Source organism: Shewanella sp. 125m-7, assembly GCF_052977045.1.
Window position 1 is genome coordinate 55729 of sequence record NZ_JBRILQ010000002.1, and the last position, 18459, is coordinate 74187.

An 18459-nucleotide genomic window follows, 5' to 3' on the forward strand; every position below is an offset into this window, starting at 1 on the left:
TTTGATTCTCTTAAAAAATTGTCTCTAGGATAATTAAACCGACATCAAATGGCACTCGTTTTTGTTGAAAATCGGCTTTTTTATCAGTGGTAGGAGCAGTTTGCAGGCTATTAGTTAATCCGTTCAGGCTAAATAACGCTCAAAAACTAGCGCTAAACTGCTCGTGTTAGGGAAACTTATTTTTTACGGGTAAATAGGCTTTGTTCTTGGATTAACCTTTGGGTATATTCATGCTGAGGTGCTCTAAACAGCTGTTCTGTAGTGGCTTTTTCTACCATAACCCCTTTCTTGAGTACCATGATTTTATCGCTGACATGCCGAATAATATTCATGTTGTGTGACACGAAAATATACGACAAGCCCATGTCTTGCTGCAATTCTAGTAATAGGTTTAAGATCTGCGATCTTACAGATAAATCCAATGCGGTTAGGGCTTCGTCGGCGATAATGATTTTAGGATCGAGCATTAATGCCCTTGCTACGGCCACTCGCTGCTTTTGCCCTTCTGAGATCATATGAGGGTAAAACTCAATGTGTTCCGGTAATAGACCTACTTTTCTCAGCTTATCAATTACTTCAGCTTTTCGTTCACTACGGCTTAAATCGGTATTAAACTTGAGCGGTTCATCAAGTAATTCTCCGATTGTTAATCTTGGATTAAGTGAAGTATTGGGGTCTTGGAAAATCATCCTTATCAGGCGACAGCGCTGCTTCAGATCGTGTTTATCTAAAGACTCTCCTTCAAAGAAGATCTCACCACCGCTTCGAATTTCAGCGCCGACTAAAATTCGAGCAATTGTACTCTTCCCTGAACCCGCTTCACCCACAATAGCAAGTGTCTCGCCGCGATTAAGTTCAAATGAAACGGGTGATAAAGCTTTATTATACTGGCGCTTAAAACGTTTATAACCAGCGAAATAATTCTTGCTTAGGTCATTAACTTTAAGAAGTGGTGTCGTCATTACATGGCTCACTGTGATAGGGGAAATGACAAGCAAAATAGCGGCCTTTTTTATGGCATAGACTGGGTTTGTTGACACAATGTTTTTGGGCTTGTGGGCAACGAGGGCCAAGTCGACAACCGATAGGTAGGTGCTGCAAGGCCGGTGAAGAACCGGGTAGGGTCTTCATAACGGATTTATGAGCGAGTGCACCTGAGTAATCCGGCATATTATCGAGCAAGGCTTTGGTATAGGGATGAAACGGCTGCGCTAACACCTCTGATGTTGGGCCTGATTCCATCACTTGGCCGCAATACAGTACGGTAAGCTGGTCGCACCATCCTGACAAGGTGTCTAATTCATGACTGATGAGCAAAATCGATACATTGTGTAATTGATTCAGTTTACTTAACAGTCTAAAAATTTGTGCCTGAGTGCTGATCTCCATTGAGTCAGTTGGTTCATCTGCAATTAATAAGCGTGGCTGATTGGCAATGGCCATGGCGATCATCACCTTTTGACATTCACCCGCTGACAGCTCCCAAGCATAACTGCTCATAACCTCTTCAGCGTTTTTAATACCCACTTTATGCAGCCACTTGTGGGCGGTCGCTTTACGCGCTTTATGGCGTTTCCAAAATGAAATCTGCTTATCTTGAGGCATGGCTTCAATTAGCTGACTGCCAACCAAAATTGCTGGGTCTAAACTGCCTGTTGGATCTTGGAATATCACCGCTATTTCACTGCCCATTAAATTACGGCGCTGCTTGGTGGACATGTCCATTAGGTTTTGGCCATCCCACATCATGCGATCGGCAGTAATCGTCCAGTTATGTCCCGGCACCCCCAATATTGCACGTGCTAGCAGCGTTCGACCGGAGCCTGATTCTCCTACAAGGCCGTGCAACTCGCCGGGATTAATCATCAAGCTGACTCGTTCCAAAGCTTTGACTCGCCCCTGAGGCGTATCAAGTTCTATGGTGAGGTTACGAATATCTAGTAAAGGCATAGTATTAATTTCTGATGGGCGATAACGCCGATCTCAAACCATCACCGACTAAGTTAATAGCAAGTACGCTACATAAAATAGCAACACCAGGGATGGTTACAGTCCATGGTGCGGTTAATAAGTTATCTAATCCTTGGGACACCATGGCTCCCCATTCTGGGCTTGGTGCTTGTGCGCCCAGGTTTAAGAAACCTAGCGCAGCTATGTCTAAAATCGCAGCTGAAATAGCAAGGGTCGTTTGGATGATGACGGTTTCCCATACGTTCGGCATAATCACATACCAGAAAACCTGCACAGAATTGGCCCCGTCTAATTTGGCTGCAGTGACATAATCTTTTTGTAGTTCTTCATGCACAGCCTGATGGATTGCGCGGACAAACTGTGGTGTTAAGGCGATACCTACCGCCCAAAATACGTTTTCTAATCCGGGCCCCGTCACTGCTACGACTAATATAGCAAGTAGTAAAGACGGAATGGATAACAAGGCATCGAGCAGGTGACTCAAAATTGATGATTTAAGCCCCTTCATCATGCCCGAAATCGAGCCAATGATGAATCCCACCAATAAGGATGCTAATACGATGGCGAGTGCCATGCCAAAAGTAAGGTGTGCACCGTGCAGCAAGCGGCTAAAAATATCTCGACCCAAGTCGTCGGTACCGAGAAAATGCTCAACCGTACCGCTAGCGTCCCAAGATGGCGGTAACAGCAGCGCTAACGGGTCTTGTTGCTCTGGTGAAAATGGTGCGATCCAGGGGCCAAAAATAGCCAGCGTTAACAAACAGCATACTGCCCAGAGCCCCATTAATGCGAATGGATTATCCGCAAATGCTTGCCAGACCTTTTGCATAGGCGATGGAATATGGTCTTCTTGGTAAATTCTAATTCGCGGCATAGAGCTCTTTCCTACTAAGCGGGTTATAAGCGTTATGCAGCACCTCTATTAAGATACTTATAAAGATGATGATCAATGCCACTCCTAATACGCCGCCTTGAATAACCGTATAATCTCGTTGATAAATTCCAGCAACTAACCAGCTGCCTACACCAGGCCATGAAAAAATGACTTCAACTATCATGGCGTAACTTGCAAATGTACCCAGCATGAGTCCCATGTTCTTTAGGACTGGAATGAGCGCGTTTGGCAGTGCGTGACGCAGAACAATCGTCCCAGTATGCAAGCCACGCGCTTCAGCAGCCTTAATGTAGGGTTGATCCATGATGTTTAGCATGGCCGCGCGGGTAATGCGTACCACGACAGTAAAAGGCAATACGGCCAAAGTTAACGATGGCAATATAATATGAAATAGGGCGTCTTTAAAGGCCGAAAGGCGATAGATAGAATCGGACCATAATGTATCAATTAACATAAATCCGGTAACGGGTTCGATTTCATATAATAGATTGATACGTCCAGATACAGGCAGCCAACCGAGCTCAACGCCAAACCACAATGATAGAGTCAGACCTAGCCAAAATACTGGTATGGAGTAACCTGTAAGCGTGATGGCCATAATGCTATGTTGGGTGACTTTATGGTTACTTAATGACGCTAGTACACCGAGTGGCACACCAAGCAGTACTGCGATTAAGCCAGCTACTGTAGCTAACTCGAAAGAGGCCGGCAGTGCTTGGGTTAACTCTTCAATTACTGGGCGTTGAGATGTGATTGATAAACCTAAATCTCCGCTTAACCGCGTTTGGGCATAGGCAAAAAACTGTTCGAATTGATTACCATTTAATTGATAGTCATCTTCAATTTGCAGCAGTTGCTCAGGGCTTGGCGCTATAATTCCGCTCAAGGCGTAAGCTCTGTCAGCCGGAAAGTGTCCTGTGGTAATAAACAAGACACCAATCAAAACAAAACTCGTTGCGATAAATAGATTTAATCGACGTAAAAGATATCGACCCATTATAAGTCTCCTTCAGGCACTATATTCTTGGCTCGTTCAAACGAAATCCCGCCAAAAGGAGTCAGTTGGGTTTGTTTTACGCTTTTATTCTTAAAGGTCAGCTGTGTGGCATGGGCAAATGTCATCATAGGTACATGCTCGATAAACAGTGCCTCTGCTTGTTGATAAAGCGCTTTACGTTCGGTTTCCGATGTTGTCGCTTTGGCTTTTTCTAAGATCCGATCCACTTCTAGGTTACACCATCGGGCACGGTTACTCGATGAGTCCATCGATGCGCAACTCATAATCGGCGAGAAAAAGTTATCCGGATCACTATTATCGGCATTCCAGCCAATCAAGACTGAATCATAGTCATTACGATTAAGTTTTTGATTAAACACGCTCCAATCGTAGGTGACAATATTTACTTTAACGCCAATATTTGCCAAGTCCGCTTGAATTAGTTCAGCCGTTTTCAGTGCATTAGGATTATAAATGCGTGCAACGGGCATAGCCCAAATATCGATACTTAAGTCTTTAACACCGGCACTTTCTAATAATGCCCGCGCTTTTTCAGGGTTATATTGATAACTACTTTTATTGTAATAGTAGGCCCAAGACTGCGGTGGAAGTATGCCTGTCGCTTTAATCGCCGTTTCTTGATAAACCGCTCTAAGAATATTCTGCTTATCTACGGCATAGGCTAAGGCTTGGCGTACTCGGACATCATCGAAGGGTTTCTTTTGTGTATTGAAAGCCCAAAACGCGACATTGAAACCAAGCTGGGTATCCAGCTCAAGATTGGGGTGCTGCTTAATCACAGGAAGCTCGCCGGCTTTTGGCAGTGCAGAAACACTGCAGTCACCAGTAATTAACTTAGTCAATCTGGTACTACTCTGTGGGGTAATATTAAAAACAAGTTGTTCAAATTCGGGCAGAGTACGCCAAAAATCATCGTTACGATGGTAGCGAATAAACTCATTCTTTACGTATTTAACTAACTTAAATGGCCCAGTGCCAACAGGCTTTCTGTCCAGTTGTTCCGGTATGCCTTGTGCCAGAAGATTATCAGCATACTCTTTCGATAAAATAACCGAAAACCCCGTTGCTAAGTTAGCGAGGAATGACGCGTCACTTTGACGTAAATGAAATATCACCTCATTATCGGTGACTTTTTCAACTTCAGTTACATTGTTGCTAAAGCCGATACTCTGGAAGAAGGGGTAACCCGTTTGAGAAACTTGATGATAGGGATTATCGCTATCTATAATGCGATTAAAAGAAAATAGCACGTCATCGGCATTAAATTCACGACTTGGTGTAAACCAAGCTGTTTGATGAAACTTGACGCCTGGACGCAACTTAAAGCTGTAGCTTAAGCCATCGTCGGAGGTTTCCCATGACGTTGCAAGCGCAGGAATAATGTCGCCAGAAACCGGGTCATAATCGACTAAACTGTCGTATAACTGCTGCGAGGTGGCATCAATAGTTGTGCCAGAGGTAACCAATTGCGGGTTAAAGATTTCAGGATTTCCCTCAGAGCAGTAAACCAACCCCGCGGGAACTTGCTGTGGGCCACAGGCGATGAGTAACAAGTTAATCGCAGCAATCCCAGTGATTAACTTTATTCTCTTTAGCAGCAGTTTCATTTAACAATCATTTTTAAGCTGAACGTTAATAGCCATTTTAACAGTGCTGGCCAGCTAACAGCAATTATTTATCCAGTAAGTTGTATTTCTTTAAGATCCCGCGCAGTTGATGGTAGCTTAATCCCAGCAATTCAGCGGTTTTCTTCTGATTAAACTGCCCAGCTTCTAATGCTTGCTTTAAGATGTGCACCTCGCCCTGCTCACAATGGGTTTTAAAGTCGATAGGAAAGCTTACGGCGACGTTAGTTTGTGGACTAGGGTTAGCACTCACTTCATTGCTACTCTCAGGTGCCGTCGTGTTGGTTTCGCTTGATAGCGATTGCTGGCGCTCTTTAGTTTTAACGCGCTTCGTTGGTCGATAGGGAGAGGCGAATGGGTCGATAATAATCTGATCTAATGCGGTATTGGTGTCCGCATTGCGATAAACGCTACGCTCCACCACGTTTTTAAGTTCGCGAATATTACCTGGCCATTGATATTCCATAAGCTGGCTGATGGCATTACTGCTAAAGCCTTCAAATAACTCCAGCTTTAACTGTCTTGCCATACCTACAGCAAAATACTCTGCTAGTGGCATGATATCTTCAGATCTGTGCCTTAATGGCGGTAAAGTGATTACATCGAAAGCGAGTCTATCGAGCAGATCGGGCCTAAATTCACCAGCTTCAGCAAGAGAAGGCAGATCTTCGTTGGCTGCACAAATAAGGCGCACATCTGTCTGCACCGTTTTGCTACCACCGACCCGCTCAAATTCGCCGTACTCAATAACTCGCAGTAGTTTTTCTTGAATAAGCCCAGAGGTATTGGCCAGCTCATCTAAAAATAGGGTGCCGCCATCTGCGCGTTCAAAACGGCCTTCATGTTTTTTGCTCGCGCCAGTAAATGCGCCAGCATCGTGGCCAAATAACTCACTTTCGAGTAAATTCTCACTTAACGATGAGCAGTTAAGCTTGATAAAGCTTTGGTCCCAACGTCTTGACAGATAGTGTAAACGCTCGGCAATAAGCTCTTTACCTGTGCCGCGTTCACCAATAATGAGGACCGGCTTAGATAACGGTGCCACTTGTGAAATATGCTCAAGGACTTCCAGTAAGGCATTGGATTGTCCGATAAGATTATCTTGCTGAAATTGCTTTCTCACAGTAATTTTTAGTCTTTCACGCTAATAATTGGTGAAAATAATAATATGACGACCAGTTTATAAATGAAAGTAAAAGTTAAATAATTGTTTAAGTTATTGTATTGTAGGTGAAATGGATAGTTGGCACGGAATGTGGATTATAATTATTGAATCCAACGTTAATTAGAGGAAATTATTATGGGAATCTTTTCACGCTTTGCAGACATCATAAACTCGAATATCAGTGCATTACTTGATAAGGCTGAAGATCCAGAGAAAATGGTTCGTCTGATCATCCAAGAGATGGAAGATACGTTAGTTGAAGTGCGCTCTACCTCTGCAAAAGTATTAGCCGAGAAGAAAGAGATCATTCGCCGTATCGCTAAAGTACAAGAGCAGGTACAAGATTGGGAAGGTAAGGCTGAACTCGCATTATCGAAAGACCGTGAAGATCTTGCTAAAGCGGCTTTAGTTGAAAAACAAAAAGCCAATGACCTTGCGCAAACACTGGCTGCTGAGTTAGTGGTTGTTGAAGAGCACATCTTGCGTCTTAAAGAAGAAGTTAACTTGCTACAAGAGAAGCTAGCCGACGCTAAAGCACGTCAAAAGACGATTATCATGCGCAAGCAGACTGCATCTTCACGTTTAGAAGTAAAGAAGCAGCTTGATTCAAGCAAGATTGATAACGCCATGAGCAAGTTTGAGCAGTATGAGCGTCGTGTTGAAGGCTTAGAGTCTCAAGTTGATGCTTATGATTTAGGTAACAAGAAGACGCTTAACGATGAGTTTGCAGCGCTAGAAGCTGAAGATTCAGTTAATGCTGAGCTTGAAGCGCTTAAAGCGAAAATGAAGGGAAGTAAAACTAAAGCTAAGTAATCGATGAGATCAGAGGTGAGTTATGGACATGGATATTTTGATGGCCCCAATTATTATTTTTTTGATAATCGTGGCTCCAATATGGCTAATACTTCATTACCGCAGTAAGAAACAGGTTAGCCAGGGACTTACTGAAGAAGAATTTAGCCAGTTAAATGAGTTGATTGCCAAGGCTGACAAGATGTCACATCGCATCGAGACCTTAGAAGCAATCTTAGATAGTGAGGCACCGCAGTGGAGGAGTCGAAATGATTAAACAACATCGACTAAAAGCTGTAGACAAGTGCCACTATTTAAATAAATAACAAGGAGGAAGTAGAGATGAACGAAGGCAAAAGAACGTTATATCGAATTCCTCAGTCAGGTAAAATTGCGGGTGTTTGCGCAGGTATAGCAGATTACTTTAATTTTGAAACTTGGTTAGTCAGGGTGTTAGCCGCTTCAATTTTCTTATTGGGTGGCTCTGGGATTGTACTGATAATCTACGTGTTACTTTGGATGATATTAGATATCAAACCTGGCACTGGCAAGAACCAAGTTTCAAGTAAAGAAATTGGACTTAAAAAGAAGATTTGGCAGTCTGGAGAGCCCGCTAAAATGGCGTTAAGGGATGTGAATAGCCAGTTTAGGTCGCTTGAACTTAGGTTACAAAATCTTGAACGTCACGTCACTTCCGACAATTATGATCTTAAAGATCAAATCAATAATTTATAGTGAATCATTGATAGTCAATCATCTATAGTTCAATGACGGGGCAGGTTATACTGCCCTAGAACTTTCTCAAGCGGGTTTTACGTCACTCTATGGCAAGTCTTAAACGCTCCCTCAAAAAACTCAGTCAGCATACCCAAGCTGTTGCACTTAGGACAACCGACAGAAACCTACGTCTTGCGGTAACAGGTTTAGCGGGCGCCGGTAAAACGGCATTTATTACTGGCTTGGTCAATCAACTACTCCATAGCGGCATTGCTGAGACGAGTTCAGCACTGCCATTATGGCAAGTCTCACGAGACGGCAGGTTGTATGGCGTAAAACGCGATATGCAACCCGACTTAACCATTCCCAGTTTTAATTATGATGGCGCGATGAGGTCATTAAAAGGGGAGCCTGCAACTTGGCCAGTATCTACCCGCAGTATTAGCGAACTGAGACTCGCTATTCGATATCGTCCAGCAAAAGGCCTATTAGCAAAACTTACCGATAGCGCGACCCTGTATTTAGACATTGTTGACTATCCCGGTGAGTGGTTACTCGATCTGCCCATGCTAAAGCTGTCATTTCAACAGTGGTCAAATACTCAAGCCGAAAGAAAGGCCGTTTTTCAGTGTTCGACTTATTATGCTGAATTTACTCAATTACTTAACAGCATTGATTTGGCCAGCGAAGCTGATGAACTTAAGTTACAGCAAATTGCAGATAGTTATCGCAAACTGTTGCAAGATTGCGTGAGCAATCATGGGTTTTATTATGCTCAACCGGGACGGCTATTGTTACCCGGTGAATTAGATGGCACACCCGTCTTGGCACTGTTTCCATTACTTGATATTGATGAACTCAGTTATCAAACGCTTGAGCAATCAGGGGCTAACAGTTTTTATCATACCTTGAAGCAGCGCTATAAAGAGTATGTGAGTAAGGTGGTTAAACCTTTCTATCATGATTACTTTGCCAAATTTGATAGGCAGCTATTACTCGTCGATTGCTTTACACCGCTCAACCGTGGCCGCGCCCAATTTGAAGACATGAAGTCAGCGATTCATGCGGTGATGGAAAGTTTTCAATTCGGCCAGTCTAGCTTGCTCAAAAGGCTATTCTCGCCAAAAATAGACAAGCTGTTGTTTGCTGCGAGTAAAGTAGATCATGTGACTCGTGATCAGCAAGGTAATGTGTTGTCTCTGCTGACTCAATTAGTCCAACAGAGTCAGCAACACGCTAAGTTTGAAGGTTGTGAGGTTGAAACCATGGCGATTAGCGCCATTAAATCAACCAGCCATGGCATGGTAAAACAAGACGGACGTGATATTGAAGTGGTGCGTGGCACTGAGCTTAGTGAACAAGTTCCGGTGACTCTGTTTCCTGGGGAAGTCCCTAAATCCCTACCTTCTAGCGACTTTTGGCAGAATCAGGGCTTTGAATTTGTCAATTTTGCACCAGCAGGTAATCAACATTCGCAGCGCAGTAATGCAGACTTTGAGCATATACGCTTAGATCATGTTTTACAGTATTTGCTTGGCGACAAGTTAAAATAATTTTGGATCAGGATGTAGGCAAGTGAGTAGTTATGTCACAAGGTGATAATTCAATTAAAAAGCAGCAGCGATTCGACAATGATAACAACCATGGCAATGAGCCAGAGTTGAAGCTTAGCGCTGCAACAAGCTTTGATGCGCAGTTAGAGTTTATCGAAACCGATAGTCTTGCAGAGGCAGAGCTAGAAACCTTGGTCGATGAGCGTCTGTCGGGTTTTGATCCATTAGAGCAAGAGTCCATAACAGGCTCTCGCCCAACGCGAAAGCGCGGTTGGCTGGGGAAGATATGTTTAGCGGGTATCGCCTTGGTCGTGTTAGTCGAGACCGTTTTGAGCCTACAAGCGGCACTTTTGCAGAGTAGCTGGTTATTTGGTCTTTATACCAGTGTCACAGGGCTGGTGACACTATGGGCAGCTAAAATGACTTTCGCCGAGTGGCGTAAGCTAAAAGCCTTAAAACATATCGAAGACTCGCAAAGTGTTGGTAACCGTCTGGTACACAGTATGCAGATGGGAGAGGCCGATCCATTTATTGATGACATTATTGAGAAGCTGCCTAAAACGGCGCAAGTTAGTCGCTATCAGCAAAGTGCCACAGCTGAACATAACGACGCTGAAAAGCTTAGCTTATTCGATTCTCTAGTATTAACCGAGCGTGATTTAGCAGCTAAAAAAATCGTGCGTCGATTTGCTCAGGAGTCAGCCTTATTACTGGCAGCCAGTCCTTTGGCTATGCTGGATATGGCGATTATTCTTTGGCGCAACCAGAGCATGATTAATAAGCTTGCCGCCTGTTATGGTATAGAGTTGGGTTATTGGAGCCGCATAAAACTCATTCGTAGCATTATCGGCAATATCATTTATGCTGGCTCGAGTGAGGTAATTACCGACTTAGGGACGCAATTACTATCGGTTGAGATGTCTGGAAAGTTATCAGCAAGGCTTGCTCAAGGCTTAGGTGGCGGGCTGTTAACGGCAAGGCTTGGCTATCAAGCGATGGCGTTATGTCGTCCGCTTGAGTTTACGGCGCAATCTAAGCCGAAGCTTTCTGGGATCCATAAAGAGTTGTTACTCAGTTTAAAAGAGCTATCAGCGAGCGTACTATCTAAAACGGTTAAAGCGGAGAAGAGCAAAGTCCATAAAGACTAGCCCTGAACATTACCAGCATCTGACGGCTTGAGCGCTAACGTATAAGCATTTATACGTTGGGCACTTGCTAAAAAGCATTCTCTCACATCACGCCCATCCTTACATATTAAGCCGTTTGTAACATTCAGTTTACAAGCGGTTTAGCTCCTATTCGCCTCAAATAGTATGATCTTTAGCCTGAGTAGTTCATGTTGATTGCACAACGCTGAACTGAGCCTGTTGTTTGATTTGTCGATTAAATGGGTTGGCAAATTCATCTGAAATTAAAACGATGAAGCTGACATTCACAACGATTAAAAAGTCAGTGCAGATCTAGTAGGGAGAGCAATATGCAAGATAGATGGAAACTCGCCACAAAAGTAATCCATGCCGGACGGGAAAGTAACCAAGCTGGTGCACTGGTGACGCCATTATGCCAAAGCGCTACCTTTGTGTTTGATAGCGCTGAGCAGGGCGGAGCGAGGTTTGCAGGAACTGAGCAAGGGTATATTTATACCCGCTTGGGAAACCCGACAACAGCAGAGCTTGAGCGAAAAATTGCCGCACTCGAAGGCAGTGAAGCTGCGGCTGCAACAGCCTCAGGTATGGCTGCTGTATCGGCTGCGCTGTTGGCTAATTTACGCCATGGCGACCATTTAGTGGCATCCAATGCTGTTTATGGCTGTACATTTTCACTGATGACATCTCAATTAGCTAGGTTTGGTATTGAAGTAACACTTGTTAACTTTAGTGATGAAGCCGCGATTAAAGCCGCGATAAAATCCAATACTAAAGTGATTTTTTGCGAGACACCGGTAAACCCCCATTTAGATGTGTATAACCTAGATCTAATCGCCGCCATTGCTAAGCAACACCATTTAGTGAGTGTGGTGGATAACACCTTTATGACCCCGTTATTGCAGCAACCGATTAAGCATGGCATCGATATTGTTATTCACAGTGCAACTAAATACCTCAATGGTCACGGTGATGTTATCGCTGGGCTTGTATGTGCAAGCAATGAGCAGATGGAAGTGATTAAATATGAAGTGCTCAAAGATGTTGGTGCAGTGCTGTCTCCGCATGATGCGTGGCTCATTCTTCGCGGGTTAAAAACCTTAGATGTCCGCCTTGAAAGGCATTGTGATAATGCTGAAAAAATTGCTAGTTACCTTGAGTATCACCCTAAAATATCAAAGGTTTACTACCCAGCGCTTAAGAGCCACCCAGGCCATAAATTGCTTGGCAGCCAGATGCGAAGATCGGGAGGCGTAATAGCGTTCGAGCTTGACGCAAGTCTTGAGGAGTCGATAAATTTTATCAATGGCTTGCCGTTATTTTCTATTGCGGTCAGTCTTGGCGATGCCGAGTCGCTGATCCAGCACCCCGCCTCAATGACACACTCTCCGTATACAGATGAGGAGCGGAGCATGGCGGGGATCTCTGACAATTTACTGAGGATCTCAGTGGGGCTTGAATCGGTAGAAGATATTATTGAGGCGCTTGAAGGTGGTTTAGATCAGTTAGTTTAGAGTGAATACAGAAATGGAAAGTAAGAGCCTGACTAGAGGTCAGGCTCTTTTGTATCAGATTAAATATCCCAGAACGTATGAGCGATAATATATAGCACTACCATACTGATAAAGTTGATAATCACACCAGCTTTCATCATTTCTGACTGCTTAATATAACCAGAGCCATACACAATCGCATTTGGCGGTGTCGCAACAGGTAGCATAAAGGCGCAAGATGCAGCGATACCAATTAACACCGACAACATAACGGGTGACAAGCCTAACGCTTCGGCAATGGCGGCAAAGACGGGCACCAGCAATGCCGCGCTGGCAGTATTACTGGAAAATTCAGTTAGCATGATCACAAAAGCAATGACTGCAAACGTAAATAGCGCCATATGAGTATTACCAAAAATATCGGTGATCCAGTGGGCTAAAAATACACTCGTACCTGTGGCTTTAAGTACTGCACTTAAGGTTAAACCACCGCCAAACAATATGAGCACACCCCAGTCCGTTGTAGTTTCAATTTTTTTCCATTGCACTAAACCAAGACCCGCCAATAGCACAACCGCACTCAGTGCAACAATGGTATCGAATTTAGCGATGCCACCTAAGGCTTGTGAAATGGGTTTACTGAAAATCCAGCTGCATACTGTTGCTATAAAAATAAGCAGTGTTAACTTACCTTGGAAAGTGAGCGATTGCTGCTCAGTTTTTACTTCACATATCATTGAAAGATCGGGCTTTAAGTATAAGTAAAGTGCAATCAACATCATTGGCAGCATAAATGCTACGGTGACAAGGCCAAACTCAAGCCAATCGGCAAATGACAGTCCTACTTGAGCTGCTGCAATCGCGTTAGGAGGGCTTCCCACTAAAGTGCCTATACCGCCGATGTTGGCTGAGTAAGCGATGCCTAGCAACACGAACAGATAGGTACTTTTATGTTTAGCGATATCTATTTGATGTAAAATACCTAGAGCAAGCGGCAGCATCATTGCGGTTGTCGCAGTATTACTGATCCACATCGATAGACCCGCGGTGATCCCAAATAGCATCACGCAGGCTACAGATAAGCGCCCTTTTGAAACTCCAAGAACCTTTTGGGCTATCAATCTATCGATACCTTGATGGTTTAAAGCCGCGGCGAGAACAAAACCACCAAAGAATAAGTAGATAATTGGGTTTGCAAAGTGACTCATCGCCGATTGTGTTTCGAACACCCCAAATAGCACGGCCAAGATGGGAATGAGAATAGCGGTGACACTGATATGAATTGCTTCTGTTAACCATAAGATTGCCGTAAATACCAGTAAGGCAAGGCCAGTATTAACCCCTTGGTCGAAGGGTAAGAAGTTATACATCATAAATAACAGTATGATATCAGCAGCCAAAATAAGTAACTTTTTCTGCTGTGTAGACATCATGCCATTGGTATTGTCGGGTACTTTTGTTGATTCAAATGACATTGTAATGTCCATTATTTTTATAGGTTGGCTCACTCTAGTTCAGCTTTAGCTAACTTCAAAATATGAAGTGGCGTTTATAACTTACAGTTTTGGTAGGATGGAATGACGATTGACGTCGCAAAAACCGCTTAATGAGGATTTGTATCACTTAAATTTGTGCTGTTATTTCGAATTTATTAGTCAAACTGCCACTTATTGTATTAGTCATACAAGTTACTGAAAGTTAATTGTTATACGCTTAGTGTGATCACGATCTCTTTTGTGTGGTTGCTAGTGTGATGGTGGGCGCGCGCTGGAAAAATCCGCGAGCATGATCTACATTTTAATCGTGGCCAAGGAAAAAGGATTGTGGCTGCGAATTTAAGGATAAATAAAAGGAGTTTTCTATGTACAAAGTATTTTTGTCTGTTTTATGCCTATCTAGTTTATTAATATTCCCCGCAGTATCGGCAACCAAGGTTGCAGAAACCCCCGCTTCTCAGCAAGCAAAACAATCTCAATCCGAGCTGATTAAAATTAATAGTGCAACAGTCGAAGAGTTGTCAGTGCTAAATGGCATTGGTGAGTCAAAAGCTGCGGCAATTGTAGAGTATCGAAAAACTCACGGTAATTTTAGTTCAGTCGAGCAACTCACTGAGGTTAAAGGTATTGGTGAAAAGTTGATCGAGAAAAATCGCAGCCAGCTCAGTTTATAGTGAACTTATAGCTAGCTAAAGACGGACAATACCCGAAACCCTCACACTATTGGCTCCACCATATAGTGTAAAAAAGCCCTTTTTTAAGGGCTTTTGTTTATAGAATCGCCGATCAAACCAAAACTAGGGCAAGTTAGACGATAATCACTTGATTGCTTGGGATGCATGATAGATAATGCAGCCGTTCTTTGGAGTTACACTCCTTAAGAAATCTATGGTGACCCTAGGGTCCCTCCGCAATGATAACTTGTGAACTCGGCCAGGCCTGGAAGGGAGCAACCGCAGCAAGTGACTCATGTGCCGGAGTGCGGCTCTAGGGGAGCCTCCAAACTAAAGTCTAATCAAAGACTTATCTCAGAAAGACCTCAGGTGATACACTTGGTGGTACACTCGATGAGAAATAGTTTACATAAAACTCCCCCATATTTGTTTCAATCTCGTCATGGCATTTGGTATGCGCGAATAGTCGTACCTGAAAATCTTCGGTCTATCCTCGGTCAACGTGAAATCAGAAAGTCATTAGCGACTAGAGACCGTCTTGAAGCCGTTCGTAAGTCTTGGCTGGTGTTAAGTCAGTTACGCAGTGTTGCTGATGGTGATACTCAAGGCACTACTGAGGCGGTTCATACTCAAGCCTGTACGCAAGAGGCCTTAAGACCAGCCAATGTCTCTGCTCCCACTATTACCGCCCAAAGCAACAACAGTCATCCTAAGCTCCCAAGACTTAGCCAAGTTGTAGAAGAGTTTTGCCAAGAGAAACGTAAGCAAGGCGCTTGGTCTCCACACAGTGAACAGGTTAACCGTCAGACCTTTAAAGACATGATTGGTATTCTAGGCGATATACGTCTTGAACAGTTCACATTGGCTAAAGCGCTGGAATACAAACGACACTTCTCATCCAAAGCAGACCTTGCAGTCTCTACAGTTAACAAGCGACTGACTCGAGTCTCTGCATTATTACAGTGGGCTGCTCTCCATTACGGCACTAGCAACCCTATGACAGGCTTAAGTATTAAGGTGTCGGCTAAGGTTAAGGCCTCTAAGGCTAGAGATGCACTGAGCGAGACCAGAATCAAACAGCTATTCAGGGAAATCCCACCGACCACTGAGCATAAGATGCCGTACCGTGCATGGTTGCCAAGGCTTGCTGCTTATACTGGCGCGAGGTTAGGGGAGCTAGCTCAACTATATATAGATGACTTTACCGTTATTGATGGTTATCCCTGCATTCACATTAGAGCGACACATCCAGATCAGTCCATTAAGACAGCGACCAGTGAACGTGTCATCCCTATTCATCCTAAGCTAATCGCTATGGGCTTCCTTCAGTTTGTTGATAAGCAACAGGCTAGCGGCCACGAGCGACTATTCCCAGAACTCAGGAAGATATCGACTCGTGGTTATTCACATCAGGTCTCTAAATGGTTCTACACCTTTAAGCCTAAGTTGGGCTGGGGTGAGCGAGACACCTTACATGGCATTCGTCATGCGGTGGCTACTCAGCTCAAACATAAAGAGTACAGCTCAGATATGGTCGCTGGTTTGCTTGGTCATTCTCATGGCTCGATAACCTTTGACCGCTATGGTAAAGAGTACAAAATTGAGAATATGTTGAAGCTAGTTAAGGCGTTGGATTGGGGGCTTTAAATTAACAAAGGGAAGGGGGCGTCTATTTTAGTCAAAGACCTAAATGGACGCTTTTAGTGGTGCGCTGAAGGTTGTGAGCTATTGGATATGTCCTGATAATTCAATTATCTTTTGATAGTCTTCCCATAGCCAAACGTTGCAATCTTTATCATCGTAGTGCCCAGAAAGCTCCCACAGTAGATTGTTAGTTTTTAGATACGCAATGTCGTCAAACCCTGCAGCCTGTAAGGCTAACATTTCTCTTGGGGTTGCAAAGGTTGTTCTTGCGTTGTTAGCGGTATACATTTCATGTGAAGAAGTTACAGTTACGCAACGAAACATAGCTTCAACCATCCCGCTCAAGGAATTAGATTTGGTGTCATAATTTATAACTGATATCAAATTTGAGCTGGCACTTTTGTTCGTTCGATTCGGGGGGAGTATATCAAGGTGTTGCTCAATCAGCCCAACCATTAAAACAACAGTGTTTATTAGCACGTGGGATACCGTTAATAACCCTGCGGCATAATCTAAGCTAGCAAAAAACCTATTAAGTATCTGCTCCACATCTCTAAGTTCAAGATTGGCATTTTCAAACAAATCCGCAAACAACTTGATATTAGCTTGTTGGTTTGAGGTAAATGGGTGAAGGTAAATGTTATTGTTTTTGTATTTGTCTAAATTTAGCTTTCGTACGCTCAGGTAATCTAAAATTGATACTTGTGGTAAGCATATTTTTCGGTCAAAAAATCTACGCAAATATAATTTTGCATCAAATGTTGTACCGTAAATCGACTGAACTGAATGCTCAAGAACCTCAGTGTTTGTTGCTACTAGAAATGTACACCCTTTCGTTTCAAAGAAGTGCTTTATAACTTCTAAAACTTCGATAGCGTAGGTGGGTCTACATCTATCCAATTCATCGATTAAAATAACTATGGGGATATTTAGCTCATAAATGACTTCAATCAAGTCGGATAGGTAGGTTATATACCCTTTGATATCTTTAATTGCTTGAACAGCTTCAATATGATTTTTCTGGATGATTTCAACATATTCTTTAGATTTTGTTTGGACACTTAAATCGGGAATCGCATCGACAAATGTTCTAGCTGTTTTAGCGGTCGCTATAGTAGTTGGTTCTCCCGTGATTAGCGTGCTAACTTCTAGGTATCTTAAGCAGGTGCCTAGCTTTCCTTTTAATGTGTTAAGTGTCTTTTTTGCCAGCTCTTTTTCTTTCGCTTTTCCATTTGGTGCTCTTTCTTTAAAGACATACTCAATCTGTTGTAGCAGTTCGCTACAAAGCACGGCAAGAGGGTTATTAGAAAAATCACTTTCCCAAGCATCAATATATACAACTGGATACCCTTGTTTTGCTAATTCAATATAAAGACGCCTTATAAACTCAGTCTTACCTGAACCGTATATTCCATTTAGGTTAATGACTCTACTATCGGTCGTTAGGAAATGAGCTATAAATTTACCGTACTCTTCCCTGTTGGTTTTACAGGTGCCCCAATTGTACTGCTGTTCCCAGTCTATGAATTTGCTGGCGTGATTTGAAATATTCATACGCTTTTCCGTAAAGTTCTTGTGTAAGCTTGGTTGGGTATGCACCTTGTTGGCGCTTTGTATTTCTGGAAGAGGTAGTTAAACCCTAGCGGAAAATCATTATCAGTTATAAATGAACAAATAAACATATAGTTACCACAAGCAATAGACATTAATCCTTTCAGCTTATTTGGTCAAATACTCAATGGTTATTAATGTTGAGGTGCTAAGGGGGTCACAAGTAGTTGGTGGGGGTAGCTTGAGAATTTTAAAATCCCTGAGGCATAGAGGTCTATCACTTCCCTATACCCATCAGGTAGCTATATGGTTGGCTATCATTTAACAGGTAATGAAGCGTAAATGATAGGGTTGTCGTATATATGGTCTATCGATAGGGTTGCAAGACCTTGGAGTAGCTCAAAGTAAGGAAGAAGGGGAATTAAAAGTTCGTCAACAATCACCCGAGCTTAGGGTTAATATGCTAATTCAATTTCCCTCCTCGAATTGTTATAAGAAACATAGAGTAAACCTCATTACAAAGGAAAATCTATGTTTCGACATCTATTCAAAAAGCTGTTGTCATGGCTGCGGGAGATCTGAAGTCTCTTTAAAGCCATTGACGGTGCAGTATCTAAAGAATCTCAAAGTAAATCACATACCTCAAGCAACAAGCGTCCTAACGCATTAACACCTTCCTCAACTCCTAGCTTAAGTTACCAATCACCAGCTATACGACAC

At 43.1% G+C, this 18459-nt stretch carries 16 protein-coding genes and 1 other RNA gene; 9 read left to right on the top strand and 8 right to left on the bottom strand.

The annotated features are described in order from the left end of the window. Nucleotides 1-176: 176 nt before the first annotated feature. From ACVBIL_RS01160 to pspF, 6 genes are all read right to left on the bottom strand, one after another. The gene (locus ACVBIL_RS01160; protein ID WP_447165157.1) at nucleotides 177-962 is read right to left on the bottom strand and encodes a peptide ABC transporter ATP-binding protein; all 786 of its coding nucleotides are present in this window, start codon (nucleotides 960-962) and stop codon (nucleotides 177-179) included. After that, nucleotides 943-1950: a peptide ABC transporter ATP-binding protein gene (locus tag ACVBIL_RS01165; protein ID WP_447165158.1), complete on the bottom strand. Its 1008-nt coding sequence runs from the start codon at nucleotides 1948-1950 to the stop codon at nucleotides 943-945. The genes ACVBIL_RS01160 and ACVBIL_RS01165 overlap by 20 nt, the downstream gene beginning before the upstream one ends. Before the next feature lie 4 nt (nucleotides 1951-1954). After that, nucleotides 1955-2845: an ABC transporter permease subunit gene (locus ACVBIL_RS01170; RefSeq protein ID WP_447165159.1), complete on the bottom strand. Its 891-nt coding sequence runs from the start codon at nucleotides 2843-2845 to the stop codon at nucleotides 1955-1957. Next, a complete protein-coding gene (locus tag ACVBIL_RS01175; RefSeq protein ID WP_447165160.1) occupies nucleotides 2832-3863 on the bottom strand; it encodes an ABC transporter permease subunit in 1032 nt (343 codons plus the stop codon). The genes ACVBIL_RS01170 and ACVBIL_RS01175 overlap by 14 nt, the downstream gene beginning before the upstream one ends. Further along, entirely contained in the window at nucleotides 3863-5491 is a 1629-nt protein-coding gene (locus ACVBIL_RS01180; RefSeq protein WP_447165161.1) for an ABC transporter substrate-binding protein, read from the bottom strand. The genes ACVBIL_RS01175 and ACVBIL_RS01180 overlap by 1 nt, the downstream gene beginning before the upstream one ends. Before the next feature lie 64 nt (nucleotides 5492-5555). Further along, nucleotides 5556-6632, bottom strand: a complete 1077-nt coding sequence (pspF, locus tag ACVBIL_RS01185) for a phage shock protein operon transcriptional activator (protein WP_447165162.1) — start codon at nucleotides 6630-6632, stop codon at nucleotides 5556-5558. Between the two features lie 177 nt (nucleotides 6633-6809). Between pspF and pspA the strand changes: the two genes are divergently transcribed. The 6 genes from pspA (at nucleotide 6810) to ACVBIL_RS01215 (ending at nucleotide 12395) form a co-directional block, all read left to right on the top strand. After that, nucleotides 6810-7487, top strand: coding sequence for a phage shock protein PspA (gene pspA / locus ACVBIL_RS01190; protein ID WP_447165163.1), 678 nt, complete (start codon nucleotides 6810-6812; stop codon nucleotides 7485-7487). A gap of 22 nt (nucleotides 7488-7509) precedes the next feature. Then, nucleotides 7510-7743 (top strand): envelope stress response membrane protein PspB, encoded by a 234-nt coding sequence (gene pspB / locus ACVBIL_RS01195; protein ID WP_447165164.1) that lies wholly within the window; start codon nucleotides 7510-7512, stop codon nucleotides 7741-7743. A 65-nt stretch (nucleotides 7744-7808) separates the two neighbouring features. Further along, complete coding sequence (gene pspC / locus ACVBIL_RS01200) at nucleotides 7809-8201, top strand: envelope stress response membrane protein PspC (protein WP_447165165.1); 393 nt, start codon at nucleotides 7809-7811, stop codon at nucleotides 8199-8201. An 89-nt stretch (nucleotides 8202-8290) separates the two neighbouring features. Continuing rightward, nucleotides 8291-9736, top strand: a complete 1446-nt coding sequence (locus ACVBIL_RS01205; RefSeq protein WP_447165166.1) for a YcjX family protein — start codon at nucleotides 8291-8293, stop codon at nucleotides 9734-9736. A gap of 32 nt (nucleotides 9737-9768) precedes the next feature. After that, entirely contained in the window at nucleotides 9769-10884 is a 1116-nt protein-coding gene (locus tag ACVBIL_RS01210) for a TIGR01620 family protein (protein ID WP_447165167.1), read from the top strand. A 329-nt stretch (nucleotides 10885-11213) separates the two neighbouring features. Beyond that, nucleotides 11214-12395 carry a trans-sulfuration enzyme family protein gene (locus tag ACVBIL_RS01215; RefSeq protein ID WP_447165168.1) on the top strand — a complete coding sequence of 394 codons (1182 nt, stop codon included), beginning with the start codon at nucleotides 11214-11216 and terminating at the stop codon, nucleotides 12393-12395. A gap of 59 nt (nucleotides 12396-12454) precedes the next feature. Here ACVBIL_RS01215 and ACVBIL_RS01220 read toward each other — a convergent pair whose 3' ends face one another. Beyond that, on the bottom strand, nucleotides 12455-13849 hold the full coding sequence (locus tag ACVBIL_RS01220) for an SLC13 family permease (protein ID WP_447165169.1): 1395 nt from the start codon (nucleotides 13847-13849) through the stop codon (nucleotides 12455-12457). Between the two features lie 386 nt (nucleotides 13850-14235). Between ACVBIL_RS01220 and ACVBIL_RS01225 the strand changes: the two genes are divergently transcribed. The 3 genes from ACVBIL_RS01225 to ACVBIL_RS01235 all read left to right on the top strand — a co-directional run bounded on the left by ACVBIL_RS01225 (nucleotide 14236) and on the right by ACVBIL_RS01235 (nucleotide 16191). Further along, nucleotides 14236-14544, top strand: a complete 309-nt coding sequence (locus ACVBIL_RS01225) for a ComEA family DNA-binding protein (protein WP_447165170.1) — start codon at nucleotides 14236-14238, stop codon at nucleotides 14542-14544. Between the two features lie 223 nt (nucleotides 14545-14767). After that, nucleotides 14768-14864, top strand: an RNA gene (gene ffs, locus ACVBIL_RS01230) — signal recognition particle sRNA small type. A 73-nt stretch (nucleotides 14865-14937) separates the two neighbouring features. Continuing rightward, nucleotides 14938-16191, top strand: a complete 1254-nt coding sequence (locus ACVBIL_RS01235) for a tyrosine-type recombinase/integrase (RefSeq protein ID WP_447165171.1) — start codon at nucleotides 14938-14940, stop codon at nucleotides 16189-16191. A 78-nt stretch (nucleotides 16192-16269) separates the two neighbouring features. Here the strand turns inward: ACVBIL_RS01235 and ACVBIL_RS01240 are convergent, their stop codons facing one another. After that, on the bottom strand, nucleotides 16270-17742 hold the full coding sequence (locus ACVBIL_RS01240; RefSeq protein ID WP_447165172.1) for a KAP family P-loop NTPase fold protein: 1473 nt from the start codon (nucleotides 17740-17742) through the stop codon (nucleotides 16270-16272). Between the last annotated feature and the right edge of the window lie 717 nt (nucleotides 17743-18459).